Below are 26,264 nucleotides of genomic sequence, written 5' to 3' on the forward strand. Positions count from 1 at the left end.
AACCAGCTCCAAACACCACAAACATCACCTCACGGTGGCAGGGGTCTCGATCCGCTTGTGGATACTGAAAGAAACTCAAGATTTGCTTTGGCTGCAATGTCGAAATCGGTGGCAGGGGTCTCGATCCGCTTGTGGATACTGAAAGTGGCCGAAAAGCATTCTTTCCATAGCAGCGGTGGGGAAGTGGCAGGGGTCTCGATCCGCTTGTGGATACTGAAAGGAGATGCGTAACACGCGCCGCCACTGCGTCGCCGGCAGCAAGTGGCAGGGGTCTCGATCCGCTTGTGGATACTGAAAGCTGCTCTGCGTATTTTTCCACGAGCCGCTTCACGAGTGGCAGGGGTCTCGATCCGCTTGCGGATACTGAAAGGCGGTAAACGGAATGGTACCGGTCTTGTTACGCTACAGGTGGCAAGGGCCTCGATCCGTTTGGGGATTCTGAAAGGTCGTCGATACCGCAAAACAAGCAATAAAAACGCGAAGGAGGTTTTCCCTCCCCCGCGCCTGCAGTCAAGCAATCACAACAAGGAGCCTGCCGCCCAGGCAGCCGAGCCAGGACCTGGTCAGTCGCGACACCACACCCCAACCACAGCCCAGCAACCTCAGCCCACCGCCCGCCTGAGTAGCTCCCTGATCCGCTCCTCCTCAGACGGCCCCAGCGCCGTCAGCGCATAGGCCGTCGGCCACATCTGTCCCTCATCCAGATGAGCCACATCGTTGAAACCCAGCGTCGCATAGCGCGTCTTGAACTTCTGCGCCGGCTGGAAAAAGCAGACGATCTTGCCATCCCGCGCATAAGCCGGCATCCCATACCACGTACGCGGCGCCAGCTCTGGTACACACTCCTTCACCAGCTCGTGCAAGCGCAGTGCCAGACTGCGATCCGGCTCGCTCAGCTCGGCAATCTTCGCCAGTACCTCCTGCTCGCCCTGCTCCCGATCCTGACTGGCCTTCAGCTCGCGCACCCGCTCCCTCATCGCCGCGCGCTCGGCCTCCGAAAAGCCCTCAGATCCCTGACCTCTGGCTCTGGCCCCGTGGGACCTCCCCGGCTTATCAGCCTGACTCATACCAAACAAAACCTCCTCTCATATCCAGCGCGTTGCAGCTATCCACACACAGGCCATCAACAGGCCCAACCGGTCCAACCCAGCAGGCAGCCACAACAGCCGACACTCGCATATACGAGCTTTATTCTCTCTGACCAGCAGCCAGACGGCAAGGCTCCACCCTCATTCACCTAGGTAAAGGCCGTCAAAGCGGCCCGCTCAGCCTCCCACAACTCATCAAAGAGCTGGCTCAGCTCCTCCAGCGAACAGACCGCCGCACTCAACGGATCAAGGAACAAAGCATAGCGCGCCGGCTCCCGCCGCCCCGTCAGCAGCGCCTCACAGAGCAACTCGTGTACCGCCATATGGGCCCGATCCAGGGCCGCCAACTGCTCCGGCAGCCGTCCGAAATGAATAGGCTGCACCCCATTGCGATCCACCAGACAGGCCACCTCGACACAGCCATCCGGCAGATTCTCAATCAGTCCCACGTTGCGCACATTGCCATAAATCACCGTTGGCCTGCCCGTCACGATGGCCTCGATGATCTGGGAACCATACTCAAGGCTGCGCTCCCAGGGAATATCACGCTCGCCCGTCAGCATCTCCTCAATGGCATGCTCGCCCTCGCGGCGCCAGGTCGGCCAGTTACGGGCATAAAAGCCCGACTCGCCCAGATAGCCGGCCCGACAATAGCGCGCGATCAGCTCCGGGCGCTTACGGAAGTACGGCACATACTCCGAAAAATGCCCGCTGCTCTCCGTCACAAAGGCCCCAAAATGGAGCATCGTCTCAAAGCGCACCGGGTCCAGCTCGTAGACCTCGGGGCGCCGCGCGCGCTCGCGCAGACGCGGATACAGATCCTCGCCCCGCCAGCGCAGCTCAGTAAACCAGGCCAGATGGTTGATCCCAGCGCAGCGCCATTCCAGCTCTTCGTAAGGCACCTCCAGATAATGCGCCAACTGGCGCGAGGTCCACTGCACACTATGGCACAGCCCCACCGTGCGCAGGCGCGTCCCCCGCAGAGCCGCCAGCGTCAGTGCCGACATCGGATTCGTATAGTTCAGCACCCAGGCTCGCGGACACAGCTCCTCGGCATCGCGCAGGATCGCCAGCCAGGCCGGTCCCGTACGCAGCGCCTTGAAGATCCCTCCAGGACCAATCGTATCGCCGATACACTGATCGATCCCATATTTCAAAGGAATCTCGTAGTCCTGGCGCACATAGTCTAGCCCGGCCACCTCGATCGTATTGATCAAGAAATCGCTGCCTGCCATCACCTTGCGCCGCTCCGTCGAGGCTTCGACACGCCAGCGCTTGCCGCTGCGCTCGATCAGCTTCTCGGCGATACGGTGGGCCAGCTCCAGCCGCCGCGCATCCACATCAACCAGGGCAAAGGTCCCCTCATCCAGCCCCTCGCAGAACAGCACATCGGTCATCAGTTGACGGGCAAAGACGGCGCTCCCGGCGCCCATCATGGTGATCTTCACGTGGGTCACGACCTCATGCCTCCTTGGCGCTCGCAGGCGCGGTAGCCTGAGCCGACCGACCGCAGCCACCGGCGTACTGCCATGCCAGATTGTCCATCATCTGCAGTCAGTATAGCATCTGCCACAGGCCGCGGGCGAGCCAGCCAGCCGGGTCCCGCTTTGCCAGAGAGTGCCAAGAGACGCGACTCTTGCTTGCTTGACATGGCTGCCACGATCTGCTATACAGGTAGCAGGCAACACCGTTGCAGATAAAGGAGAAACAGGCAGTCACGGGAGCTCGGGAGAGCCGGGCTGAGAGGGTGACCAGACCTGTCGCCGTGGGTTGCACTGCGCCGCGTTGCGAGCAGGCCGTACCGTCACCGACCGCCAGAACCTGATCTGGGTAATGCCAGCGCAGGGAGCGTGCTTGATCCTATTGCCTGCCCCGCAGGCTGGGGCAGCCCCCAAAGCGAGCAGCCTAACGATCCCGAGGTGCTGGCGGAGAGACAGGCACGAGCCAGCACCCTCGTTCCTTGGCATCAACGCCCGATCGATCAGCCAGCTCCCCCACCAACGCAAACAGAGCAGCCGCAGCCCCTCTGTCGCCCTTGGGACAGACCGGTACCTCTGCCACTCCAGTGCCTGCCCCTTGGTGAACCATCCAGGCTGTAGTTAGTCCAGCCAGCGGCTTGACGCACCCCACAGAGCGCAAGCTGTCAAAGAAAGGAGCAAGCCAATTATGGAGCCAGCAATGGAGCCACAGGAATCAGGCAGCGGCATCCTGCAAGTACGGGGAGTAGAAGCAGATGATTTCCTCAAAGTCGAGCGCCACGGCATGGAGCCGATTCCCGAAGCTGATCGGCATGGCAGCGCGCGCGAGCTGGCACTTGTCTGGACTGGAGCAATGGCCAATTACCTATCGCTCCTGACCGGGGCCCTGGCCATCGGGGCCCCGCTCGTGCTGGGTCTGAGCCAGGGACAGCTTGGCCTGCTTGACAGCGCCATTGCCATCGTCATCGGCTGCGCCCTGGCCGCCGCCCTGCACGGTCTGACCAGCGCCACCGGCGCCCGCACCGGTACTCCGCAAATGGTCTTCGCGCGCGCCGTCTTTGGGCACCGCGGCGCCTATCTTGGTGCCTTCCTGACCTGGCTGATGGCCGTCGGCTGGTTCGCCGTCGACTGCGTCATCGGCGGCTGGGCCCTGGTGCAGCTCGCCAGTCTGGTCGGCCTCCCCAGAACGCCGCAGACCGCCCTCATCGCCATCGCCCTCGTCCTCATCGCCTCCGTCATCGTCGCCGTCTACGGACATCAGACCGTCCACGTCTTCGAAAAGTACGGCGCCATCGTCTTCATGGCCTTCTGCCTCCTGCTCTTCATTGTCCTCTTCCCGCGCATCAACTGGAGCCTGCCGACCACAGTTCACGGGCCGGCGCGGCTGGCCGCCATTGTCACCGGTGGCGGCTTCATCTACGCCCTCATTGCTTCCTGGATTCCCTTCGCCTCCGACTACTCGCGCTACCTGCCCACGCGCACGCGCGCCGGCAGCATCGCCTGGTGGGCAGGGCTGGGGATCGGCCTGCCAACGGCCCTGTTGGGCATCCTTGGCGTCGCCCTGGCCACCATCAACCCGGCCAATCCTGATCTGCTGAGCGTCATCACCGGCGCCGCGCCTCCCTGGCTGCTGGTCCCCTTCCTGCTCTTCGTGGTTCTGGGCGAAATCTGGGCCAACTACTTCGACGTCTACACCGCCGGCCTGGTGGCCCTGGCGATGGACATCCCGCTCCGGCGCTGGTGGTCGGCCTTCCTCTGCGGCCTCGTCGGAGCGGTGGGCGTCGGCTGGATCGGCTTTTTCTCCCGCTTCAGCTTCAGCGAGGCCCAGACCTACAGCGAGCTGGTCAACCGCTTCCTCAACGTCTACATCGACTTCCTGCTCCTGACCTACCTGTGGGTGCCGGCCTGGGCCGCCGTGCTCCTCATCGACTTCTTCGTGCTGCGCCGGGGACGCTATGCCGCTGCAGAGCTGACGCGCGGGCGGGCCGGACGCTACTGGTATCGCGGCGGCGTGGCCTGGCGAGCCGTTCTCTCCTGGCTAGTGGGCTTCGCCATTACCATCCCCTTCATCGGCTCGGCGACCTTACCCTGGCTGAGTCAGCCGTGGCAGGGGCCATTAGCCCACCTGTTAGGCGGCATGGACCTGAGCGGCATCATCGGGGCCGTCGTCAGCGGCCTCCTCTACCTCCTGCTGAACCTGCCCCGCCTGCGCCAGCGGCCCGCCGCCAGCGCTGCAGAGATGGCAGCCGCCAGCTAACGGCTCCTATTCCGCAATCTATCCAGCCAGAGCTACAAGGGTTAGCGTTGGGGAGAGATGGAGGCCGCTGGGACGGGCTTTCGGGAATCGAAGGTCCCGTCCCCCCGTTCCAGGCACGCTTGACAGACCAGAGAAAATCTAGCCAGAAGGACCCTCAGCCACCGCGGGCGGCTCCTCTCTCCTCCCTCTCCCGAGAACGTCGAGCGCCGGGAATGGGAAGCACTCAGGGAGCCGGCCAGCAAGACAAGCCGAGAGCTAGCAAGATAGAGACGAGGTCAATCAAGAGAAGAGACGGGTTTCTGACGATGTTGGTGATGGAGATTTATCGCTCGATCCAGGGCGAGGGCAGCCTGATGGGCGTGCCGACAACGTTTGTGCGCTTCTTCGCCTGCAACCTGCGCTGCTCGTGGTGCGATACTAAGTACTCGTGGAGCGTGCGCGAAGGCGGGAGCTGGGAAACGCTCCCTCCCGAGACCGTCGCCGAGCGGGTGAACGCCCTCGGCGCCCGCCATGTGGTCCTCACCGGCGGCGAGCCAACGCTCCAGAAGGAGCTGCTCCAGCTCGTTACCCTGCTGAAAACCCAGGGCCACCACCTGACCGTCGAGACGAACGCCACCATTTTCCCTGCTCTGGCCGTGCCGCTGATCGACCTGTGGAGCCTCTCGCCCAAGCTGCCCAGCGCCGGCAGCGGGGCCAACTACCTGCGCCATCCTGTCATCGAGCAGTTTTTACATAGCCTGCTCCCAGAACAGCAGCAGTGGAAATTTGTGGTGCGCGACGACTACGACGAGCAGGCCCTGCGCGCCTTGCTGGAAGCTCATCCGCTCTTCAAGGAGCGTCATCTGCCCATTATTCTGCAACCGGAGGGCAATGCCGCCTTGCCCGATTACCCCACCGCATTGGCCTGGCTGGCCGAGCGCGTGCGCGACCCCTTCTGGGATCAATACAATGTGCGCGTCCTGCCGCAGCTGCATGTCCTGATCTGGGGACGCCGCCGCCTGGTCTAGCCTCAGGAAGAGAGAGAGAGAGAGGAAGGAAGCCAGGCAGGAAGAAGAGAAGGCCACTGGCAGGCGGCTCAGGGAGCAATGGGCTTTCCCTGCCCTGCTTGCGGCTTCCCTGCTACAGCTAGAAGTGTAGCCGATCTACGTGAAAAGTCAACTTTCATCGGATTTCGCGGAACAAATGGCCCAACTCTCCTAGCATGCACCCGCTGCCCGCCTGGCGTACCCTACCTCACTGCCTATGCCCTGTCGGCTAAGTGCTCTCTTCCTGTCTAGCTGCTCCCTTGACAGCGTTGAGCACGGAAAGCTATATCTCTCATTGAGTGTCTTTCATCTTAAGTAGTCACTCACATCCAAGATAGCCCATAGTTTGCTGAAAATTTTCAGCAGGGGAAATGAGACTGAAAATTTTCAAGCAGGGAACACAGGAAAGTGAGTGTGGTGCCCGTTCCTCCCTCCAGGAGAAACGAGGCCACCTCACTCAACGTGGCCCGCGAGAGAGCGGACCACACAGGCAGTCGTTGCTTTGGCTGTTCAAGGAGGAAAAGCGATGTCTAGCAACCAGCCGGCAAGGAGAGCCGGCAGGCTCCTCGTAAGCGTCCTACTGCTGACGAGCCTCGCCGTCAGCGCCGCGCGCTCTCTCTCGACACACACAGCCTACGCCGCCAGTGCCATTACCGTGAATGGGGCGACGCGCTATCAGACGATCGATGGCTTCGGCTTCTCCGGGGCCTTTGGCCCCGCTCAGGAGCTGGAGCAGTCACCCAGCAGCACCCAACGTCAAATTCTGGATCTGCTCTTCAGCACCAGCAGCGGAGCCGGCTTCTCGATCCTGCGCAACTTGCTGCCCTCGGACCAGGCCCACACTATCGAACCCAATAGCCCCGGGAGTCCAAACGCCACGCCGACCTACGTCTGGGACCACGATAGCTGGGGCCAGGTCTGGCTCTCTAAGCAGGCCCAGAGCTACGGCGTCACGCAGTTCTACGGCGACGCCTGGAGCGCCCCCGGCTTCATGAAGACCAACGGCAATGAGACCAACGGCGGCGCCCTCTGCGGCTCACCGGGCGCGAGCTGCAGTAGCGGCGACTGGCGCCAGGCTTACGCCAACTACTTGCTGCAGTACTACCGCGACTACCTCAGCGATGGCATCCGCCTCACCCAGATCGGCGCCTTCAACGAGCCAAATCTCTCGACCTACTATTCGAGCATGGTCATGAATCCGACCCAGACCGCCGACTTTGTGGCCATCCTGGGGCCAACGCTGCGCGCGGCGGGAGTAACGCCACAGGTCGTCTGCTGCGACGGCGAGGGCTGGGACAGCGCCCAAAGCTACGCCAACGGCATCCTCGCCAATCCAACGGCCAATAGCTACCTCGACCTCTTCTCCAGCCACGGCTATACCGCGCCTCCCACAACGCCGATCACAGGATTGGGCAGCCGCCATGTCTGGCAAACGGAATGGGCCAAGTTCGATGCGGCAGACTATAGCTGGGACGACGGCGGCGATGGCTCCGGCTTCTACTGGGCCCAGCAGATCTACACCGGTCTGACCGCCGCCAACCTGAACGCCTTCTTCTATTGGTGGGGCGTCAACTTCAATGCCAGCGACAATGGCTATCTGATCAATGTGGTCAATGGTACCGTGACGCCAGCCAAGCGCCTCTGGAGCTTCGCCAACTATAGTCGCTTTGTGCGCCCCGGAGCGACGCGCATCGGCGCCACCAGCAGCGATACTACACTGGAGGTGACGGCTTTCCTCAACGCCAATGGGACGCTGGCCATCGTGGCCCTCAATACCTCCTATAGCGCGGTACCGGTGACGCTTTCGCTGCAGGGCCTCACCCTGCCCACCAACGCAAGCGCCGTGCCCTATGTGACCGACGCCAGCCATAATACAGAGGCTCAGGCGCCGTTGACCGTGCAGAATAATAGTTTCAGTGCCACGATTGCCGCCCGCCAGCTGGTGACCTACGTGATCGCTGGCAGCTCCTCAGCGACGCCTACGCCCGCACCTTCTCCAACGGCGGGACCCTCGCCTACTCCTTCACCTACCGCAACACCAACAGCGACCGCGGCCCCCACTCCAACGCCAACGCCTTCCCCAACTCCGGGAGCGGGCACCAGCTGCGCGATCCATTATGTGGTCAACTCGCAGTGGCCTGGGGGCTTCAGTGCCCTGATCCAGATTACCAATACGGGGCCGACCCCGATCAACGGCTGGCAGCTTCAATTCACCTTCCCCAACGGGCAGACGATCACTCAGGGCTGGAACGGCTCCTTCAGTCAGAGCGGCAGTACAGTCACGGTGACCAATCTCTCATACAATGCCACAATCCCGGCAGGCACCACGCTCGGCGCCTCGCCCGGCTTTAACGGGACCTGGAACGGCAGCAATACCCCGCCCACAGGGTTCAGACTGAATGGCGTCAATTGCACCACTACCTAGCTCAGGCTGCCTTTGCCCGAGGCTGGCAGCAGGCCGTCGGCGGCCTGGCCTCTCTTCCACAGCGTCTTGAGGTCAGGCAAGCCTTCCTCTCTCCCTCCCTGCGATGGTAAGTAGAGAGGAAGAGAGAAAGGGCACCGAACCGATCCGCTCAAGGCCCCTCTCCTCATCTGGCTCGCCCGATAGCGCTGTCCTGCGCACTGGCCGCCGCGATCGCTCTGGCCCCCACTCCGTTCAGGGCCAGGGCCTTGCAGCGGTAGCCAGGACAGCGCTGGCTTGCTCCCTGGGACGCCCAGCGCAGCGCACCAGGCTCCTGGTCGATCTTTCTTCCTCTGGCGAGGGGCAGGTGGTGAGCTGTCGCTCACATTGCTCTGCTCTCACGCTTTCTGCTATCATAGAAACAGTTGTGTTTGCTGATCTTCTCACGTTCGACGGGCTGTGCTCGCGCGATCACTCGCTGATACGCCTGACGCGCAGCAGGATGTCTCGCGCATGTTCTTGAAGGGAGGCTTTCGTGAAACAGGCATTCACCGGACGCCTGGCTGCTGGCCTCGTCCTGATCCTCGTCGCCATTGTGCTCCCGCTCGTGCTCTGGTTCGCCGCCGGGGGACGAGCCGTTGTTGTCGGCCTCACTGGTAGCCTGCTTGCATTGATCTTCGGCATCTTTCTGCTCGTCGGCATCTTCCCGCCACGCGCCAGGAGCTGAACCGCATCAGAGAGGATCAGACCAGCCCGCTGCCTGACTGGTACGCCAGTCAGGAGACTATCCTCATGAAGGAGCGCTTGCGAAACTACCCGCATGGGGTGGGATCTGGGTAGGCATCTCCTTACTGAAGGAAGTGTCACCTGGTGGCACGTGATAGATGGAGGGAGCAGTCCAATGGCCAGCACTCCGGTTCCGGTACCCTACGAAGACCGGGAAGCCTTCATCCTGGGAGACAGCTTTGACCAGGAGCTGGTCAGGCGCGGCTGGCAATTGCAGCAGGTACGCCGGCCCTATACTGATCCCCTGGTGCTTCGGCAGCCCTGGCTGCGTTGTCCCAATGGCAGCCAGTACAGTGAGCGCGCCCTGTACCGCTGCTTGCTGGCTACCTCTGCTCGTCACGCCTTGCGCCGGCTGCTGGAGCGGCTTCCTTGTCTCTATGGCGATCTCCTCGCAGCCAGTCCTGGTGAGCTGCCCAATGATCGCCTTCTGCAGATGCTCATCGACCAGGAGCTGCTGCTCCGAGAGGGGGCCGCTGTCAAAGCGGGTCCTGCCTTGGAGCGCCTTTACGATCTGGGCCATACACTAGAGTGGCTGGTCGCCGAGTGGCTGCGACTCTACTGTGTGGGACACTACGAGCGCCTCGTGCCGGTGCGTCACGGCGTGAGCCTGGCCTCCCCAGCCATCCCGGGCGATCTGGATGTCCTGGCCTTTCCCGATGAGGGTCCCGTGCTGATCGAATGCAAGTCGCGGAGCAAAGCGATCGAGGAGGACCACTTCGTGCGCTTTGTGGCACGAGCACGCCTGCTCCGCCCCTTCGCGGCCATCTTCCTCGTCGATATTGAAAACCCGCTTCCCAAACAGCGTCTCAGTCAGTACGCGCACGCCCTGCAGCGGCTAGGGTCTGCCCCTCCGCACGGTTCAGGTGGCTTTTACTTCACCGCCGAGCGCATCTATCTGGTGAATACTTCGCTGAGCTTCGCTCAGCGCCTACACGAGGTGCTGGAGGACGCCCGTCGCCGCCAGCCCAGCTCAGCGCGAGCGCAAGGCTGAGGCCCCCACGCCAGCCTGGCTTGCTCACGTACCAGCCAGCGCTATTGCCCTTCCCACAGAGACCCCTCCCTATCTCCCCACCCATCTGGGCTATGCCGGCGGCGCTCCTCGCCAGTTCGGCATCAGCGAAGCACACGAGAGAGTAGAGGCGTATCAGACATCTTGGCTGATGTCTGTATCACGCCGCTCAGGGGTGGCAAGGGCTTAATAGAGGGATCATAACTTTTCAAACAAGGAGCGAATAATGTACAAGATTGTTGATAACGCTCCTGAACAGATCACTCAGCGGGTCCCGGATCGGCAGAGGACTGGCCTGCGGGCGCCGCTGACTGGCTCTGCTCGCTTGCTATCTGCGCCAGAGTGTGGAGGAGCCAGCGAGACCGCCATGACAGGGATGCGTGGTAACGAGCGCGGACGGGAGCTTCTTCCTGAAGTGGTTGTAGGGGGCGTTCTACTGTTTTCTTACGTTCCTCCATTCTTTGAGGTCTGTCAAGTCGTAGATGAGGAGTTCGGTACCCAATGGAGCAGGACGATCTTTCTCAAGGGATTGAAACGGAGCTAGTCAGCCTGCGCCCCGCCCTGGAGCGCTTTTTCCGGCGGCAGCTGCACGACTCCTCAGCGATCGACGATTGCGTGGACGAGACCTACGCCCGCGCCTACCAGAGTTTACGTCAGCGTGCCCTGCCCCTTTACCATCCTCGCGCCTGGCTCTTTAAGATCGCACGGCGCGTCCTGGCTCAATATCGGGCAGAGGAGCAGAAGCGCCGGCGTACGGGTCAGATCCAATATTACGCAACAACCGACGGTGAGTTGCGCTCCGAGATCGATGATCTGGCCGATGACGCTGAACAGCAGCCGGAGGCACTGGTAGAGCGGCGTGATCAGGCGCGTCTGCTCGCTCTCAGTCTTGAGGCTTTGCCCCGCTATGAGCAGACGGCAGTGATGTTACATTTCTCGGGCCAGTCAGCGCGCGAGATCTCTGCCCAGACAGGCCGTCCTCGGAGGACGGTCAACGACGATATTCGTCGAGGGATCAGCCGCTTGCGCCGTCTGGTTCACAACCTCGACTGAGGCTCCGAATGAGTTGCTCTTGTCTTGATGATGAGCCGAGAGCGAACAGCGCTCACAATCGCTCGCCTCACTGGGCGGCCAGCGCTAACGCCAAGGTAGCGCCAGCCGCGGCGGAAACGAGCTCGGAGAGAGAGAAGCATCTTTGAGAAAGACAGCAGGGGAGGATTTGCTTCATGTATCAGAACAGCGCTGAACCTTGCACGGGGCCGCTGCGTGCCAGGGAGCAGCCCCCTCAGCCTCACGAGAGCTGGCAACGCTTGCTCTCCCCGGTACGTCAGTCGGCGCTCCGCCCGCTCCATCTGGTGCCCACCAGCGGAGAGGATCAGCTCACGAGCGCTGACACTGAGGCCCATCTTGTTCAGGCTCCCCCTACAGGCGGAGCAGCGGCGGGCGAGGAAGATGATCAAGGCAGCCAGGAAGCGGCGATGACCCTCGGAGAAGTCCCCCGGCTGCGCCCCCTGCCTGATGACGGCGAGGCCATCGTGAGCCAGCTGGCGCAAGCCCTGGAGCAGCGGACCAGCTTACCACGTGACCCGCTCCTGTTGGCTCTGACACACTCTTCCTGGCGCGTACGCGCTGAGGCGGTGCGCCTGCTCGGCCTGAGCGGCGAGCCACAGATCGAGTTGCTGCTCAAGGCCCTGGGCCAGGAAGCCCACGAAGCAGTGCGCGAGGCCATCGTCTGGTCACTGGGGCGCTTGATCCCCGCCTTCCTGGCCGACGAGCAGCTACGCAGTGCCTGGTTGGCCCGCCTGCGAACAACCTTGATCGCGCTGGTGCAGGCCGACGATTGCTGGCTGGTGCGTGAGGCCGCCGCCTGGGCCTTGGGATGCTTAGGCTGGGCCGCCCCCCTGGAAGCGCTGCGCCAGGTACTGCTGAGCGACGGCGATGAGGAGGTCTGCGCGGCAGCAGCCCAGGCCCTGGCCTTGTCGGGCAAGCGCATGGCGCGGGCCTATCTGCTGGAGGCCCTGGAGAGGGTCGAGTTACCTTTCTTGCAGGAGACGATCCGTGAGGCATTGGCGGAACTCGACGAGGCCCTGGCTCGCACAGCAGCCCAGGCACAGCAAGCCCGCCGGTCAAGCTCGCCGCTGCGTCAGACGCTGCTGGCTCTGCGCGATTTCCTGGAGGATCGCCGTGGCACTTTGCTAGAGCCACGCCTCCTGCTAACAGAACAAGGGCCGGTCCTGGTACTATGGTGCACCTATCAGGCGAAGGAGCGACGACTGCAGGAGGTACTCGAAGCTCTGCCCCAGGACCTGTGGACGCAGGCTTCGATCGCCCCTCTCGCGGCAACCCAGCGCTCGGGCGATCGGGTGCTGCGCCTCCTCGGCCAGCGTCTGGCCCAACACTGCCAGCAGTCTTCCTGTCAGGAGGTCCTGATGCTTTCAACGACCATCTGTCGTCAGGCTCAGGCTCAGGCTCAGACTGAGTCGTCGCTGCTGCTGGAGCAGAGCCGTACCTGCTTGCGCGTCATCATTATCGGCGTGAGCGAGTCCGAGGTGGATCGCAACAAGCCGCCCGTGTTGCGCGAGCTGGCCCTGGCCTGGCAGGCAACGACCCAGGAGGCGCCGCTCTGCGAGCAGGACCCGTGCGATCTGCATCTCTGGTACCAGCCTTGCCGCGGTTGGGCCAGCCAGGGCTAGGCCGAGGTGACCAGGACCAGCTCAGGCAGCTCCCCTGGTTGCGCCTCCTGCCACTTTGGCCGCTGCCTCAGCTTCATTCTTCAGCGAGCCGGCTGCTGATCAGGGATGAGGTTGAGATGGCTCCGGCGGCTGCTCGGGGTCAGCAGAGCGACGTCGACGACCAGGTCCCCGAACACAGCGCTGGGTGGGACGGCTACACTTGCGCCGTATGCTCCCTCTCGAAGAGCCAGAGGTCGCTCAGGCGCCAGAGGCGGTCGTGAACATAGCTTTCTCCCAGACAGAGCGCTTCGGCCCAGAGGAGGATCAGCAAGGGCGGCAGCCAGAGCGCTGGGGCCACAAGCGCTCTCCATTGCCAGCTTAGCCAGCCCAGGGCTATGATGAGCAGCGCCACCAGGATGGCGCCACTGGTGGCCAGCAGAAAGGAGCGCCGATGACGACGCCGAGCCACCAGGAGGCCAACAGTCAGCATACGCTTGAGCCGCCCACGCGCGTGCTGCAGTGTATCTCTCCATTTGTTCCAACGTGCCGAGAGAATCAAAGCCAGCGGCAACATGATCACGATGGCCACCAGGAGCAGAACCAGTAAGAGCATTATCCCTTTAAACAAGGCCAGCATTGCTATCTTCTTTCACTCATTCACCTGATCAGCAGGCAAGAGAGGCGCCGGTATCCTCCGACGAAGGCCCGCACTGAGAGGCGGCTTTAGTGCCAGTGGGCCAGCAGCTCCCCGAGGAAGGTAGCCAGCGTTTCGAGTATGCCGCCAGCCACCTCTTCGACCAGAAGGCTGCGCCGCTGGGGAGGCGGACCACTCTGCTCTTGTCCGAGCAGGAGGATGTAGGGACTGAGCGTTATCAGCAGTGGCAGCTCGGGCAGGCCATCGGCGGCAGGAAAGAGCTGAAGCTGGCAGTGTTTCAGGTGGGCAGCAGGACGCTGCCAGGCCGCCATATGTATGCGCAAGAGGGCCGGTCTTGCTTCTTGCTGGGCCGAGGGAGCCGGCTGACAGGTACAGCTGGCGAGCGGGACCTCGCGCTGCCAGAACCAGGAGTAGCAGCGGCCAGTGGCCAGCAGCAGGCGCAGCTCCGGCCAGCGGCTCGCGCCATCGAGACAGGCCAGCGGCCGAGCTTCTGCAGTCCTGCCATGGGCAGAGTCAGGATAGATCTTGACTGCAGGATCAAAGAGCCGCTGGCCCACAAAGAGCCAGCTCTCACTTCCGCAGGTCGCCAGGATCTGCGTCGGCCTCTGCCGATCCCGCTCAAAGGTGGCCAGCTCGACGCTCCCTCGGCGCAGAACCAGGTAGCTCCGGCTACGCTCAGGCTGTACCCAGAGCAGTGGCCGTTCACTGCGATCGTCGGATACTTGCATCTGGTTCCCCCATATGTAAACGGTGTTTGTTCGCTTGCTCCCCTGTAGTGAGAAGCTGACGCTCTTGAAGCGGGAGCGCGCTAGCGAATCAGTGCTAACAGACGCGAGAACATAGGTCTGAAGAGCGCACGCAGGTGCTTGTCCGAAGAGGCTGGCTGCTGCCGCAAGGTCTGCAGCTCTTCATAGCGCTCGCTCGCTTCGTCGAGGCGGCCTAGAAGGGCCAGCAGGAGAATCTGACAACAGCGAGGTACGGGATCGCCGGGCATCACCAGAGCAAGGCGCTCGTAGACGGCGAGAGCTTCCTCCCCTCGGCCCAGACCGCTCAAGAGGAGCGCCTGCTGATAGAGGGCCTGGCGATCGTCAGGGCGCCGCCGCAGCCGTTGCTCGCAAGCAGCCAGCTCCTTTTCGGCCCGCTGGCGGATGATCGACTGCTGCTCCGTCTCCTGTGGGAGCAGCGATGAGGGAGAGGAGGCAGTCCGCCAGTGGAGGCGCAGCGCCTGCAGCAGGGTTCCCAGGGCCTCACTATAGCGCCCCAGCTCTGCCAGCACACAGCTCTCCTGCAGGACTACCCTCGTGTTCTCGGGCTGGAGCTGGCGAGCGTACTCATAGGCGACCAGCGCCTCGCGATAGCGCAAGAGCCTGGCCAGAACACCGGCCTTGTTGGAAGCTGCCCAACGATGGCCTGGGTCAAGTCGCAGGGCCTCCTCAAAGACCGCCAGGGCCTCCCTATAGCGGCCCAGCGACGCTAAAGCGGTCCCTTTGCCGTTGAGGGCGGCCACATAGTCTGGTCTGAGTCGCAGGGCCTCCTCATAGGCTACCAGCGCTTCCCTATAGCGCTTCAGTTGGTGCAGGACATAGCCCTTGTGCACCCAGACACGGTCATAGCTCGGGTTCAGACGCAGGGCCTCCTCATAGGCCGCCAGGGCTTCCTGATAGTGTTGCAGCCGCTCCAGAGGCAGGCCGTAATAGTAGTGGGAGCCAGCCAGGTCCGGCCAGCGGTGCCGGACGTGCGCAGCAAGCTGCAAGCCCTCCTCGGGATGCCCCAGCGTGAGCAACAACTCACACTTGAAGAAAGAAAAGCTGGCCTCTTTCTCACTATCGAGGCGCCCGGCCTCGCCGCACACAGCCAGGGCCTCTTCGCAGGCAGCCAGGGCCTCTTCGTCACGTGCCAGGCGCCATAAAGCCGCTACCCGTACGTACCATAACTCAGCATCCTCACGATCGCGCTGCAGCCCCTGGTCCACCGCCTGCAGCGCCTCCTCGGCGCGCTGCAATTTCAGGAGCACCTGAGCTTTTTCGAGCCAGGGAGCGCTTTCCGGCTCAAGCTCGCAGGCCCGCTCATAGGCGGCCAGGGCTTCCTCGTAGCGTTCCAGCTCTTGCAAGGCCCAGCCGCGCGCCCGGTGCAGGTCGGAATCAGCACCATCAAGGAGCAATCCTTGATCAGCCGCCTGCAGGGCTTCCTCAGCTCTCCGCAGAGCCAACAGCGCTATGGCCTTTCTCCAGAAGAGCGATGGCCCTGACTTCAGCTGAAGGGCGTGCTCAAAGACCGCCAGCGCCTCTTCATAGCGCTCCAAAGCATGCAGCGCCCTCCCTCTGCCTTCCCAGGAGAAGAGATCTGTTGGACAGAGATCCAGGGCCTGGTCATAAGCCGCCAGCGCCTCCTCATAGCGCTTCAAAGCTAGCAGCGCCTCTCCGCGGTTCTTCCACAACCAGAGATCTTCCTTATCGATGCGCAAGCCTTGATCGCAGGCCTCCAGCGCCTCGCTATATTGCTCCAGTTGCAGCAAGCAGTCGCCCTTTGCCGCCCAGGCAGCAACATTCATGGGATCAAGCCGCAGGGCCACCTCATAGGCTGCCAGCGCTTCAGCTCTTCGTTCGAGTGCCTCCAGGACGAACCCTTTCCTCAACCAGCTCTCCGCCTCGCGGGGATTCCTCTGCAATAGCTCTTCATAAAGAGTTAGGGCCTGATCATAGGCGGCTACAGCCTTGTCACTGTTGTCCAGCCCGCTGAGAGTCACTCCAAGGTAATAGGAGCATTTGGCCTGACGCTCCATCCTCTCCGGTAGCATCCGGCTCAATCTCTCAAAGATTGTCAGCGCCTCTTCATAGCGCTCCAGCGCGTTCAGTGCTCTTCCTTTCAACAACCAGAGATCCCAGGCCGCTTCCTCACTCTGGTTGCTCAGCTTCAGAGCCTGCTCTGCCGCCTCCAGAGCTTCCTTGTCGTGGCCCTTCCTCATCCAACGTTCTCCCTGCTCCAGATAGCGCTGCCAGCTCGGCGGCTCTTCCTCCTGTCCCTCCGTCTCAGCACTCTTCATATTCTTCATTCGTCCTTTTCCTTTCTTCTCAAGAGAAGAGATCTTGAGATTTAAGTCAACCAATGCAATAATCAAAAGCTGCCACGTCTGGGCGTGATCTGTCCTCGGTGTGTCACTAGCGTCAGGCGAGCCTGTGTCTGCATCTGCTGACCGTCCGTCAGGCTTCCCCAGTCATTTGAAAGCTATCCAGCTAAGCCAGAGAGCTGGAGGGAGCTGAACTTGCCTGTGGGCCTTTCCCGTCGCTGGCGCTCATCTATAGGGGAGAGGAGGTCGTGGGCAGCGCTCTGCTTTCCCCTGGATGACTCCTTGCCTTGTTCAGTCGGTCAGCGCCGGCACCCAGTCTTCTCCCACGTTCAGGGGCAACGGTAGCACTATCTTCCATTCCTCCTGCCCGTTCTCCTTTGCCAGGGCATGCAGGACAAATCGTTCTACTCCACCCGATGCTGTTGTAAACAGATAGATCTCGCTCTTTCCCACTATCAGACGGCTCGGTCCTGGCTCTTCACTGGTGGCTGGCAGTTTCTGCCAGAGCACTCGTCCGCTTTGCCCATCCAGTGCCGTCAACTGTCCTTGCCCGTCCAGCAGATAGAGCACCTTTCCGTCTACCACCCCTTGCACCGGCACCACATCGAACCCGAAGACGCCCGGCAGTTCAATCGACCAGCCCTCCTCTCCATCCGCCAGCCGCAGCGCGCTCACCTGCAGCTTTTGCTCCTGCTCCACATCCTTTGCGACATAGAGCCAGCCCTGCCCCGCGGCAAGCAGCCGATATTCGAAAGCACGCCATCGTGATCCGCTCGCCTGCCACAGCTGTCGCCCGTCGTTAGCGTCTATTGCGATAACCCCCTGTGACAGATCCAGGCAAAGCACCCCATTTCCCAGCGCCATAGCCATCGGTTGTTGATCGCGCCCTTCTGGAAAGCTCCTTTGCCAGCGCGGCTGCCCCGTGCGTGCGTCCAGAGCCACCACCAGAGCAGATCTCTCTGGCACTGTCAGTAAATCATCTCCTACGACATAAACCATCCCCTCTCCCACCAGAGGCATCAGTTCGACCCCCGTCGTTGTCCGATTGGCCTCCTTCTGAGGGAGCTGATAGCTCCAGCGGCTCTGCCCATCGTTCACTGCCAGTGCCTCTACCGCCTTCACATCCCTCCGATAGACCAGCCCGGCTACCTTGTCCACCGCTGGCACTCCCCAGCCGTCATCAAGAGACTCTGAATCCTCCGCTCCCCAGCGAACCGTTCCATTCTGAGCGTTCAGGACCAGCAGATAGCCATCCGCGGTATTGGCGTACAGATTCTGCCCGGCACGAGTTATTGTCATAAACCCTAACAGGTCGCTGTAAGAAGTGTCTTTCGAGCGCAGCAGTCGGCACCAGCGCGGGCGCCCACTGCCGGTATCCAGCGCATAGAGCCATGTATTCAGCCCTACATAGAGAGTGGTCTCTGCTGGCTCGTTGCCACCAGCAGGCTGGCCGAGCCTGCTGACTTGTACCTGCGACTGAGCCGCCGGGCAGGGCACCGTCTCCATCTGCACGGGCGGCGGCATCTGGCAACCCAGTAGACTCACCAGCAGCCAGACACACCCTAAGAACAGCTTCCACGAGGCGCGTGCAAACTTCTGCCATCGCTTGCTCACGAGCGCACACTCCGTCTGTTCTGACCTTGACCCCTCTAAAGACGAAGACGCAACTTTGCCTCTAGCTTCCAGTCATGAGATCTACACGCTGCACCTATCGAGTACGATAATGTTCTTTTGTTCCCAGAAAGAGGGAGGGGCCAGAGGCACGCTCTCCTCCCCCGCGTTCTCCTGCTCTCAGCCCGCCAGGACCGGTATCGGCCAGCCCTGGCCTACGGGCAAAGGTAGCGCCACATTCCATTCCTCCTGCCCATTCTCCTTTGCCAGGGCATGCAGGACAAAATGTTCCTCTTCGCCAGGGAGTGCCACAAACACATAGACGTTGCTCCCCCCCACTACCAGGCGGCTCGGGATGCTTCCCCCATTACGGCGGCTTGCTAGTTGCTTCTGCCAGAGTATTCGCCCGTTCTGCCCATCCAGCGCCGTCACCCATCCCTGTCCATCAACCAGATAGAGCATCTTCCCGTCTACTCCCCCTTGCAACGGCGCAGCCACACGGTCAAATCCTCCTGTCAGCTCAGCCGACCAGCCCTCCCGTCCATCCAGCAGCCGCAGCGCGCTCACCCGTATCTGCCCTGTCTGCCTGGCCTTCTCCACCACATAGAGCCAGCCCTGGCCTATTGCCAGCGGCTGGTAATCCAGATCCCAATCTCGCCATTGCGCACGGCTCACCTGCCACAGTCGTCGCCCATCGCTGGCCCTTATCCCAAGGATCTGGCCTTCGTAGTCCAAACAAAGCACTCCATTCCCCAGTAGCATCGCCCGTGGCTGCTGATCAGGGAGAAACCTGTCAGGGATGCCCAATTGCCAGCGCAATCGCCCTGTGCGCGCATCCAGCCCTATCACTTCCGGCCCTCCCCCCTGCGGTGTCGACACTCTACCACCCACGACATAGACCATTCCCTCAGCCGCCACCGGCATGAGATAAACGCTGGCATTCCCTGGGAATGCATAGCTCCATCGCCCTCGCCCATTGTTCATATCTAGCGCCTCTACCCTCTTCAGAGCGACCCGATAGACCTGTCCGACCGTCTCATCCACGGCTGGCACCATCCAGGATTCCCCGCTGAAAGCCATCAATTTCATCTCTGCTTGCCAGCGGATTTCCCCATTCTGCGCCTTCAGTGCCAGCAGATAGCCATCGGCGGTATTAGCGTAGAGCGCCTGCCCACCACGCGCGATCGGCTCGAAACCTGAGAGGGCATAGAGAGGAGTGCTTTTCCAGCGCAGCAGTCGGCACCAGCGCGGGCGCCCACTGCCGGTATCCAGCGCATAGAGCCATGTACTCAGCCCTACATAGAGAGTGGTCATTACGGGCTCATCGCCACCAGCAGGCTCAGCTAGCCTGCTGACTTGTACCTGCGACTGAGCCGCAGGGCAGGGCACCGTCTCCAGCGACACGCTTGGCGGCGTCTGCTGGCAACCCAGCAGACCCACCAGCAGCCAGACACACCCTAAGAACAGCTTCCAGGAGGGACGCGCAAACCCGGGCGACTGCCCTTTCATGATCTCAATGCTCCTCCTTTCTCAGCACTATCCTCCGCCGACGCTGACGACGAAAGAGCCAACAGTTTGTTGATGAGGACCTGGGCCTCTTTGACAGAGTGCAGTTCGCTGCGCTGTTTTTCTCCAGATCGCTCATTCATGCTTCCTTCTTTTCCCTGGCTCAGGCTCCCAGCACTGGCACGATCCAATAGCCTCTCTCCCCAAAGGTCATCTCCCACTCTACCTTTCCGCTCACACGGTCCACCGCGTGCAGCACATAGGGTCCGTTGGCCTCCAATCCACTCGTGAGAACATAGACCGTATTTCCTTCGACTACTGGCTGACTCATTGGCATCCAGTCATGGCCGACGTTAGCGGCGATTTGCTGCCTCCAGAGCTTATGCCCGCTGCCTATCTCTAGCGCTTCCAGCCCTCCATCCTCGCCTGTCAGATAGAGCGTCTGTCTGTCCACCACCGTCCAGAGGTCCCCTCCTTCCTCAGCGGTCACCTTCCAGAGTACCCGCCCGCTCGCTGCCTTCACCGCCCAGAGCTGCGGATTCTTTCCCGCCTCAATCTGCAGGTAGAAGACCCCTTCCGCTGCACCAACCAGCCTGGAGTAAGACGTTCCCTGCAGCTGTATCTCCCAGAGCAGCTTGCCATCGGTCACGCGTATCCCCAGGAGTCCCTTCCCGTTGATCAGCAGGCCGATCACTCCTTGCTCCGCCTTCAATGGCTCTTGCAGGCGTAAATTTTTTCCCAACGGCCAGAGGTGCTCCCACAAGCGCTTCCCTGTTTGCGCCTCCACCCCCAGTAAGAGGAGGTTCTCGGTATTGGAGCCTGCTCTCGTGTAGACCGATACTGCTGCCACTGCCACATTTCCACTGACCTTCGGTAGCAGCCTTGGCAGTACCTGCGACTTCGCTGGCAGCCCCTGGCTGAGATTCTGCTGCCAGCGCATCTTCCCGTCCGTGCTCCCGACGGCATAGAAGCCAATGCTACTATCTACTCCATAGATGAGCTGTCTCTGCTCATCTACCGTTGGCGCCTCCCAATCCTCATCACCGAAGAAGTCATAATTCTCTGCCACCCACCGCACCTGTCCGCTGTCTGCATCGAGGGCCACCAGTCTTCCCTCGTCTGTTCCGCTATAGAGGCTGTGACCACTACGCCTCAGTGCCGCAAAGTCGGGGGTGATACTCTCTTCCTCGCTATCCGTAGACACCAGCCGCCGGCACCACAGCACTCTCCCCCGCTGCCCATCAATCGCGTAGAGGCGATCGTGATCACCTACGTAGAGCAATGCTTGCCCTTGACCATCAGCGCGAGCCTGCCCTCTGAATAGTACTCGGTCCCCTGTAGCCCCACAGGGAACAGTACTCAGAGGTACAGCACTCGACTGGGGGAACGATGGCTGACAGGCGGAGATGGTTCCTATGAGGAAGACCAGGCTGAGCACCCGCAGACTTGCCCACTTTGTTCCGTTGAGCAGCTGACGAAACACTTCCTTCCCTCCTTACAACCGGCGAACCTAAAAGCCGGGAAGAGCGCATCCGACCTCTTGATAGGACTGCTTTGCCAAGCTCTGAGCCTGCTCATTATGATAGGTGGCCAGCCGGCCATCGGGCTGAATGGCTCCTTCGCTGTAGAGGAGAGCGTTAGCACTTTGCTTCCGCAGAGAGCCAGTTTCTCTCCCCCCAGCGAGTGCTCACCAGGGCTGATACTGAGTCTGCAGCCAGGCCGTAGCACAGAGGGTCGCCCCCAATGAGGCAGTCGGCAGCCTCCGCTGCAGGCCCACCAGACTCATCAGGAGCTACACATTCCTCATTAGCAGCTTTCATCTGTAACATTCTATTCCTTCTGCCATTTACTCTATAGCAGATATATTTACGATAGTCAATACTACCAGCGAGAAAACTCGCCAGCGATCTGTTGCCTTCTGCCCTCTGCTGGAGACCATCGTCCATCTCACGCCTCCCTCCCTTCTGCTAATCTTTGCGCAACTGGGCAGGAGGCACCTCCAACTCTTCTCGAAATAGCTCATCTACTGGATTGCCAGCTCTGCCAGCTCTCTCTTCCTATGCCTCCCAGCGTCGTCTCATCATGTCCCGTCGCCTCGGTCCGCGTCTCCGCATGTGCCTCCCACGGACGCAGACGGGTCCTGCCCCTGCTCGTTCCCCTGTACCGTGTCCGCCGTCAGGAACTGCCCTTCCTCAGACCCTTCGTCCCTCCCCCTCACCCGATCGATGCCCGCTCTCATTCCCCTCTCTGCTCTTGCTCTGCTGCCTCTTCTTCAGCAAGCTCCCTCAGCCCCTGGCTTACCCTCCAGACCAGCAGGCCTATGGTGTATACCAATGCCGCTATGGGCAGCATCAGCCACAGCGCTGCCCCCCCCAATTCCACCAGGTTCCCCGCCAGCCCCCGCAGACCCTCCTCCTGCACCCCTCTGAGCAGCTCATGGCGCACCTCCGGGCTGACTGCCACCAGCCCAACGACCAGTCCTCCCCAGACCACCACCGCCCCACATCCCACCGCCTGCACCCCCTGCCTCCATCTCCTCTCTGCCCTCGCCTTCTCCCACCCCTTCAGCGTTCTCCCCACGGCTGCCGCTCGCTCCTCCAGCAGCTGCTCTAGCTCCTCCTTCCCCTCATAGAGCCTCGGCAGCAGCCACTCCGGCTCTCCCCTCCCTTTCTTGACCACTCGCCAGCCCCACGGCTCCCGCCTGATTTCCCGCACCTGCTCCCAGCGAACCACCCAGGTTCTCCGCACCAGCTCCTGCAGCTCTACCCATCCCTCCTCACCGACCACCAGCCTCCGCCGCAAGCCCAGCAGCTCCCCGGCGGAACCCACCCCGAACCCGAGCAGGAGCGCTGACAGGAAGGCGAGGTCCCCTGGCCCCTTCCGCCACAGGACCAGGACGACCACTCCAATCCCCTCTCCTAGCAGTCCCCACCAGCTCACGCGCAACCACCGCCTCGTCCGAAAGGCAGCCAGCGGCCTGCCCAGCTCCAGACGCTCTAGCAACTGCTGATCCTTCACAGCGATGCCCATAGTTTTACGCATCTCTTACCATTCCTTCCTTTGCAAACACAGGTACTCATCAACTGTCTGGCAAGGACCCTTTAGCTAGCAGCTCTCTCCACACCCCTCACGCCCCATCGTCTAATCGACCAGCGGAGCAGGGGGCGCCGCTCTAGCTCCACCAACAAGGGGCTGATGAAGAACACGGCTCTGTTGCCGGCGGCCAACCGCTCCCGGTCAGTCCTAACCGAGAACCCGCGCCGGACTGGCTCCCCCCGCCAGCTGCGCCCATCCCTCTCTCGGTCGCCCTGCTCTCCTCTCACTCAGACGGCACGGCAGCCATCCCTACGGCGACAAGATAATGCAGCACACAGATGAAAATAGCCTTTGCCCGCTTCCTCATGCTTTAACCCAGCGCTATTCTCTCTCACCATCGAGCTGGGCTCTCCTTCCTGCCGCCTGCACCGGACCAGCTCCCAGATCTGCCACTTGCGCCTAGAAGACACCAGAAGGCCAGCCGCAGCAGCAGCACCTCCATCACCACCCACCAGCCACCCCCAGGCAGCGCCAGCCCCACGCCGGCAGGCCAGAGTCCGAACCAGATCTGCCCCACCGTCATCCCCAGCGCCAGCATGAAGAGTACTCCCATTCCTAGCACCAGCACCCAGATCCACACTCGCGACATGGCTTCCCAGAAACGCGTCCGACGTGCCAGGCCGAAACGTGTAAGCCAGACCAGCAAACGGAACCCCAGTGCTCCCAGCCCCACCAGCAGCACACTCAGGCTCAGCCGCCAGAGCAGCCCCTGCTCCAGCCACAGCGAGCCGCCCACCCCCACGACGACCGCCAGCAGCCAGAGCACCAGCGAGGCAACACCCCTGGCTCCCCTTCTTGTGGCTCGCCACCCGCGCCACCAGCGCGGCAGCACCCACCGGCTCAGGCGGATCAGCTCCGGCCCCACCAGCCAGCTCATGCGCAGCTCCAGCACCAGCGCCCCTGTCATAAACGCTCCCGCCAGCGCCTGCTCTCCCACCCATAGCCAACGGGGCTGCTGTGGCCCGGCAGGAATCAGCCTCAGCCAGCTGCCCCACAGCAACGCTCCCAGTAACCACACAAAGCATGGACCGACCACCACCGAGAGCCGCTCTGTCTCTGCCTCTGTCCCCCCCTCACTCTGCCCCACCAGCCCTTCCCCACTCAGCTCCTCCTCCTGGAGCCACCACAAGAGCACGCTCACCAGTCCCCATGCCCCCAGGGCCACCACCCCTTCCGCCAGAAAGCAGAGCGCCAACAGCTGCTGCCAGACGACCACCCCCATGAGCGCTATGCTTGCTGCCCACAGCAACACAGTGCCGCGCACTGACAAGACCCGCATGATGGATGTTCCCCCTCTCAAGGACTTCCTTATACTGGCCCAGGCCAGCAGCCGCTACTTCGTAGCGAACATGACTGCTACGATGATCCCTGTACACATGATCCAGAACAGCTGATCCAGCTGCTTCCGCCACACCTCCTGCACCGCCTCCTCGTGCGCTTCCACCTGGCTGAGTCGCTCGCAATGCCGCAGCAGCAGCACTTGCAGCGCCCACCCCACCAACACTCCCCACAAGACGTGGTAGAGACCAGCCACCGCCTCAGCCATCACCAGTAAGCCGCTGCATAGGCTCAGCCAGCCCCTATAGTGCAGAAATCGCCCCTCAGCAGGGGGGCGTTCAGCCTCAGTGTTCATCGCAACCAGTTTCCTCCTTTCCTATCCTCCAGCCCTCCCGAGCCGGAGTCGCTTCCCAATCTTGCTTGCTGGGAACCGGGTTCTATGCCAACTGGACCCCCCAAGCCCAGGTATGAGTCCAACAAGTAGGTCTGGCTGGTGAGCAGCCGGCACCGTTGTAGCTGGTCTGCACCGTCTCGCTGGCGCCAGTGACAGTGATGGTCTCGGCAATCTGCCGCCCACGTGCATCATAGGTATAGCAGTAGGAGCCGCTGAGATTGGCCGGACCGCTGAAGCGCTCGCCAGTCACGCGGCCCACGCCTACGTTCTCATTGGCGGTGCTGTCGTAGGTGTCGGCAACCCAGGCGCCGGTGGGGGGTGTTGCTGCTGTTACACCACAGCAGCCGATTGAGACCGTCGTAGCCGTTCTGTCGCGCCTGCCAGGCAGCAGGCGCTTCCTCTGGATTGGCGGTCTCCCCCTGGTCCCTTGCTCCAGACTCAAGCACATGGGCAGGCCGAAACAAGCCGACGTCCCGGGAAGGAGGGGGGGAAAAGCAGCGCGTGGAAAAGGATCTGCCTGCACCTGGGCCGGGCTGGCAACCAGGACCGTTCTCTCCTTGAAAGAGGCAGACAGGCCGTCCGTAATTACTCCTTCCTGTTGGCTTCTCTCCACAGCAGGAGACGCGGAAAGAAGGAGCATCCGAGAGGGGGGAGTGACCGGGGCGAGGGGTCAGGCTTCAGGAATGATTCCTATACAAGTGCAGGGAAAATAAAAAGACCTTTGCAAACAACGTCGTCCAGCCTGGCACCGACAGCCTCAACGCAGTTCGCATGGAGAAAGCTACTACAGGTGCAGCGCTGCGTCCATGCCTCCTGTTATGATCGCTCTCCCTTGAAAGGCTCCTGCTGGCTGAGAGTATAACAGGAATAGCTCTGCCTGTCAAGTGTAATCGACTTTCCTGTTAATTGAGAGGGATAGAAGAGGAAAGCAGGCAATGTAAGCCGGGACGACGTAACGCTCAAACTCCCTTCCGCTCTTCTCCCTAGGGTGCTCGCCAGGTAGGAGCTTAGGAAAGATACGGGTGGATTTCCTGCGCATCTATAGCGTATACTCTTTATAGAGGAACTTATTATCGCTTGGTTGTTTTGGTGATGCGTAAGGAGGTGAGAAGGGCGAAGAGTCCACCCATGCGCAGAGCGATCCGGCGTCAGCTTGATGAGGGCATACGCACCCCACCCTGGCCCTCAGCTCCAGCTGACAGCGACGAGGTGAGTCTCCTCTCTTCGCCGGCGCTCGCTCTTTCTGAACAGTCAGACAATCATCGATCGCCGTAGCCCTTGTCTTGTCTGTTGCCTTTCTCTGGAGAGGAGTTCGAGAGCCATATGCAGACCGTGCAAACCCGCCTATCTGCCTCGTATCTGCTCAAGGGCAACCTGGCCGGCGCCCGCGCTTGTAGCTGTTCCTGCAATCCTTGCGACTGCAACCCCTGCGAGTGTCCCGGAGCCAGCCGTTGGCCAGGCTGGCGCCTGAGTCTCTACCAGCTGGTCGAGGGCCACTTTGAGAAAATCTCCTTCCACGGCCATGAGCTGCTCCTGCTCTGTCTGGCGCTGCCCCAGCGCGAGGCCGAGCCGACCTCCTGGCAGGAGGTGATTTTGTGCGAGACCTCCGCCAACCCGGCCACCGTACTCAAGCTGCTAGAGGAGGTCGAGCAATATCTGGAGGCCCTCCCCGCTGAGGCGGAAGGAGCAGCCTCCCAGCCAACCCGACGGGCTGTCTACGCCGTGCCGCTGGTCTACCGGCAGGAAGGAACCACACCGCTGCTGCGCGTAGAATTCGATCCCACAACGGCCCGCCGGCTGCGCGCCGCCGAGCCTGGACCGGCATACCCACCGCCAGCCTGGTCTTACAATGGTCCCCTGGCCCCGCGCAGCTCCTTCATCTGGCAGTCGCCACTGCGCTGAGCCAGCCCAGCCCAGCCCAGCCCAGCCCAGGCCGGATTG

General features: G+C 61.8%; 21 protein-coding genes, 1 CRISPR repeat array and 1 riboswitch. Of the genes, 9 read left to right on the forward strand and 12 right to left on the reverse strand.

Features of this window, described 5'->3' with window-relative positions:
• The first annotated feature begins 34 nt into the window (after window positions 1-34).
• Window positions 35-445: a CRISPR direct-repeat array (repeat unit 37 nt; unit sequence GTGGCAGGGGTCTCGATCCGCTTGTGGATACTGAAAG).
• A 157-nt stretch (window positions 446-602) separates the two neighbouring features.
• Both BGC09_RS16145 and melA read right to left on the reverse strand, forming a co-directional pair.
• Window positions 603-1,067, reverse strand: a complete 465-nt coding sequence (locus BGC09_RS16145) for an iron chaperone (RefSeq protein WP_069805221.1) — start codon at window positions 1,065-1,067, stop codon at window positions 603-605.
• Between the two features lie 170 nt (window positions 1,068-1,237).
• Window positions 1,238-2,545 (reverse strand): alpha-galactosidase, encoded by a 1,308-nt coding sequence (gene melA / locus BGC09_RS16150; RefSeq protein WP_218104073.1) that lies wholly within the window; start codon window positions 2,543-2,545, stop codon window positions 1,238-1,240.
• Between the two features lie 250 nt (window positions 2,546-2,795).
• Window positions 2,796-2,953: riboswitch (TPP riboswitch) on the forward strand.
• A 301-nt stretch (window positions 2,954-3,254) separates the two neighbouring features.
• On the opposite strand from melA, the gene BGC09_RS16155 reads away from it, so the two are divergent.
• From BGC09_RS16155 to BGC09_RS16185, 8 genes are all read left to right on the forward strand, one after another.
• On the forward strand, window positions 3,255-4,823 hold the full coding sequence (locus BGC09_RS16155) for a purine-cytosine permease family protein (protein ID WP_069805223.1): 1,569 nt from the start codon (window positions 3,255-3,257) through the stop codon (window positions 4,821-4,823).
• Window positions 4,824-5,128: 305 nt separating this feature from the next.
• Entirely contained in the window at window positions 5,129-5,830 is a 702-nt protein-coding gene (locus BGC09_RS16160; protein ID WP_069805225.1) for a 7-carboxy-7-deazaguanine synthase QueE, read from the forward strand.
• A 544-nt stretch (window positions 5,831-6,374) separates the two neighbouring features.
• On the forward strand, window positions 6,375-8,273 hold the full coding sequence (locus BGC09_RS16165) for a cellulose binding domain-containing protein (protein ID WP_069805227.1): 1,899 nt from the start codon (window positions 6,375-6,377) through the stop codon (window positions 8,271-8,273).
• Window positions 8,274-8,784: 511 nt separating this feature from the next.
• Window positions 8,785-8,976, forward strand: a complete 192-nt coding sequence (locus tag BGC09_RS16170; protein ID WP_069805229.1) for a hypothetical protein — start codon at window positions 8,785-8,787, stop codon at window positions 8,974-8,976.
• Between the two features lie 174 nt (window positions 8,977-9,150).
• A complete protein-coding gene (locus BGC09_RS16175; protein WP_069805231.1) occupies window positions 9,151-10,026 on the forward strand; it encodes a hypothetical protein in 876 nt (291 codons plus the stop codon).
• 244 nt (window positions 10,027-10,270) lie between these two features.
• On the forward strand, window positions 10,271-10,588 hold the full coding sequence (locus tag BGC09_RS22605) for a hypothetical protein (RefSeq protein ID WP_141727820.1): 318 nt from the start codon (window positions 10,271-10,273) through the stop codon (window positions 10,586-10,588).
• Window positions 10,546-11,097 (forward strand): RNA polymerase sigma factor, encoded by a 552-nt coding sequence (locus tag BGC09_RS16180; RefSeq protein WP_069805233.1) that lies wholly within the window; start codon window positions 10,546-10,548, stop codon window positions 11,095-11,097. Before BGC09_RS22605 ends, BGC09_RS16180 begins: the two co-directional genes overlap by 43 nt.
• A gap of 173 nt (window positions 11,098-11,270) precedes the next feature.
• Window positions 11,271-12,737, forward strand: a complete 1,467-nt coding sequence (locus tag BGC09_RS16185; protein ID WP_069805235.1) for a HEAT repeat domain-containing protein — start codon at window positions 11,271-11,273, stop codon at window positions 12,735-12,737.
• Window positions 12,738-12,930: 193 nt separating this feature from the next.
• On the opposite strand, the gene BGC09_RS16190 is transcribed toward BGC09_RS16185, so the two are convergent.
• The 10 genes from BGC09_RS16190 to BGC09_RS22610 all read right to left on the reverse strand — a co-directional run bounded on the left by BGC09_RS16190 (window position 12,931) and on the right by BGC09_RS22610 (window position 24,582).
• On the reverse strand, window positions 12,931-13,353 hold the full coding sequence (locus BGC09_RS16190) for a hypothetical protein (protein ID WP_069805237.1): 423 nt from the start codon (window positions 13,351-13,353) through the stop codon (window positions 12,931-12,933).
• Window positions 13,354-13,439: 86 nt separating this feature from the next.
• Entirely contained in the window at window positions 13,440-14,099 is a 660-nt protein-coding gene (locus BGC09_RS16195) for a hypothetical protein (protein ID WP_069805239.1), read from the reverse strand.
• Window positions 14,100-14,179: 80 nt separating this feature from the next.
• Entirely contained in the window at window positions 14,180-16,423 is a 2,244-nt protein-coding gene (locus tag BGC09_RS16200; RefSeq protein ID WP_069805241.1) for a tetratricopeptide repeat protein, read from the reverse strand.
• A gap of 306 nt (window positions 16,424-16,729) precedes the next feature.
• On the reverse strand, window positions 16,730-18,052 hold the full coding sequence (locus BGC09_RS16205) for an outer membrane protein assembly factor BamB family protein (protein WP_069805243.1): 1,323 nt from the start codon (window positions 18,050-18,052) through the stop codon (window positions 16,730-16,732).
• A gap of 177 nt (window positions 18,053-18,229) precedes the next feature.
• Window positions 18,230-19,558, reverse strand: coding sequence for an outer membrane protein assembly factor BamB family protein (locus BGC09_RS16210; RefSeq protein WP_069805245.1), 1,329 nt, complete (start codon window positions 19,556-19,558; stop codon window positions 18,230-18,232).
• Between the two features lie 160 nt (window positions 19,559-19,718).
• Window positions 19,719-21,038, reverse strand: coding sequence for an outer membrane protein assembly factor BamB family protein (locus BGC09_RS16215; RefSeq protein ID WP_069805247.1), 1,320 nt, complete (start codon window positions 21,036-21,038; stop codon window positions 19,719-19,721).
• Between the two features lie 752 nt (window positions 21,039-21,790).
• Window positions 21,791-22,597: a hypothetical protein gene (locus BGC09_RS16220; protein ID WP_069805249.1), complete on the reverse strand. Its 807-nt coding sequence runs from the start codon at window positions 22,595-22,597 to the stop codon at window positions 21,791-21,793.
• A gap of 385 nt (window positions 22,598-22,982) precedes the next feature.
• A complete protein-coding gene (locus BGC09_RS16225; RefSeq protein WP_069805251.1) occupies window positions 22,983-23,930 on the reverse strand; it encodes a hypothetical protein in 948 nt (315 codons plus the stop codon).
• Between the two features lie 54 nt (window positions 23,931-23,984).
• Window positions 23,985-24,284 (reverse strand): hypothetical protein, encoded by a 300-nt coding sequence (locus BGC09_RS16230; RefSeq protein ID WP_069805253.1) that lies wholly within the window; start codon window positions 24,282-24,284, stop codon window positions 23,985-23,987.
• 82 nt (window positions 24,285-24,366) lie between these two features.
• Window positions 24,367-24,582 (reverse strand): hypothetical protein, encoded by a 216-nt coding sequence (locus BGC09_RS22610; RefSeq protein ID WP_141727821.1) that lies wholly within the window; start codon window positions 24,580-24,582, stop codon window positions 24,367-24,369.
• Between the two features lie 1,064 nt (window positions 24,583-25,646).
• Here BGC09_RS22610 and BGC09_RS16240 point away from each other — a divergent pair.
• A complete protein-coding gene (locus BGC09_RS16240; RefSeq protein WP_069805256.1) occupies window positions 25,647-26,225 on the forward strand; it encodes a hypothetical protein in 579 nt (192 codons plus the stop codon).
• Window positions 26,226-26,264 lie beyond the last annotated feature (39 nt).

It is taken from the genome of Thermogemmatispora onikobensis, from assembly GCF_001748285.1.
GTDB lineage: Bacteria > Chloroflexota > Ktedonobacteria > Ktedonobacterales > Ktedonobacteraceae > Thermogemmatispora > Thermogemmatispora onikobensis.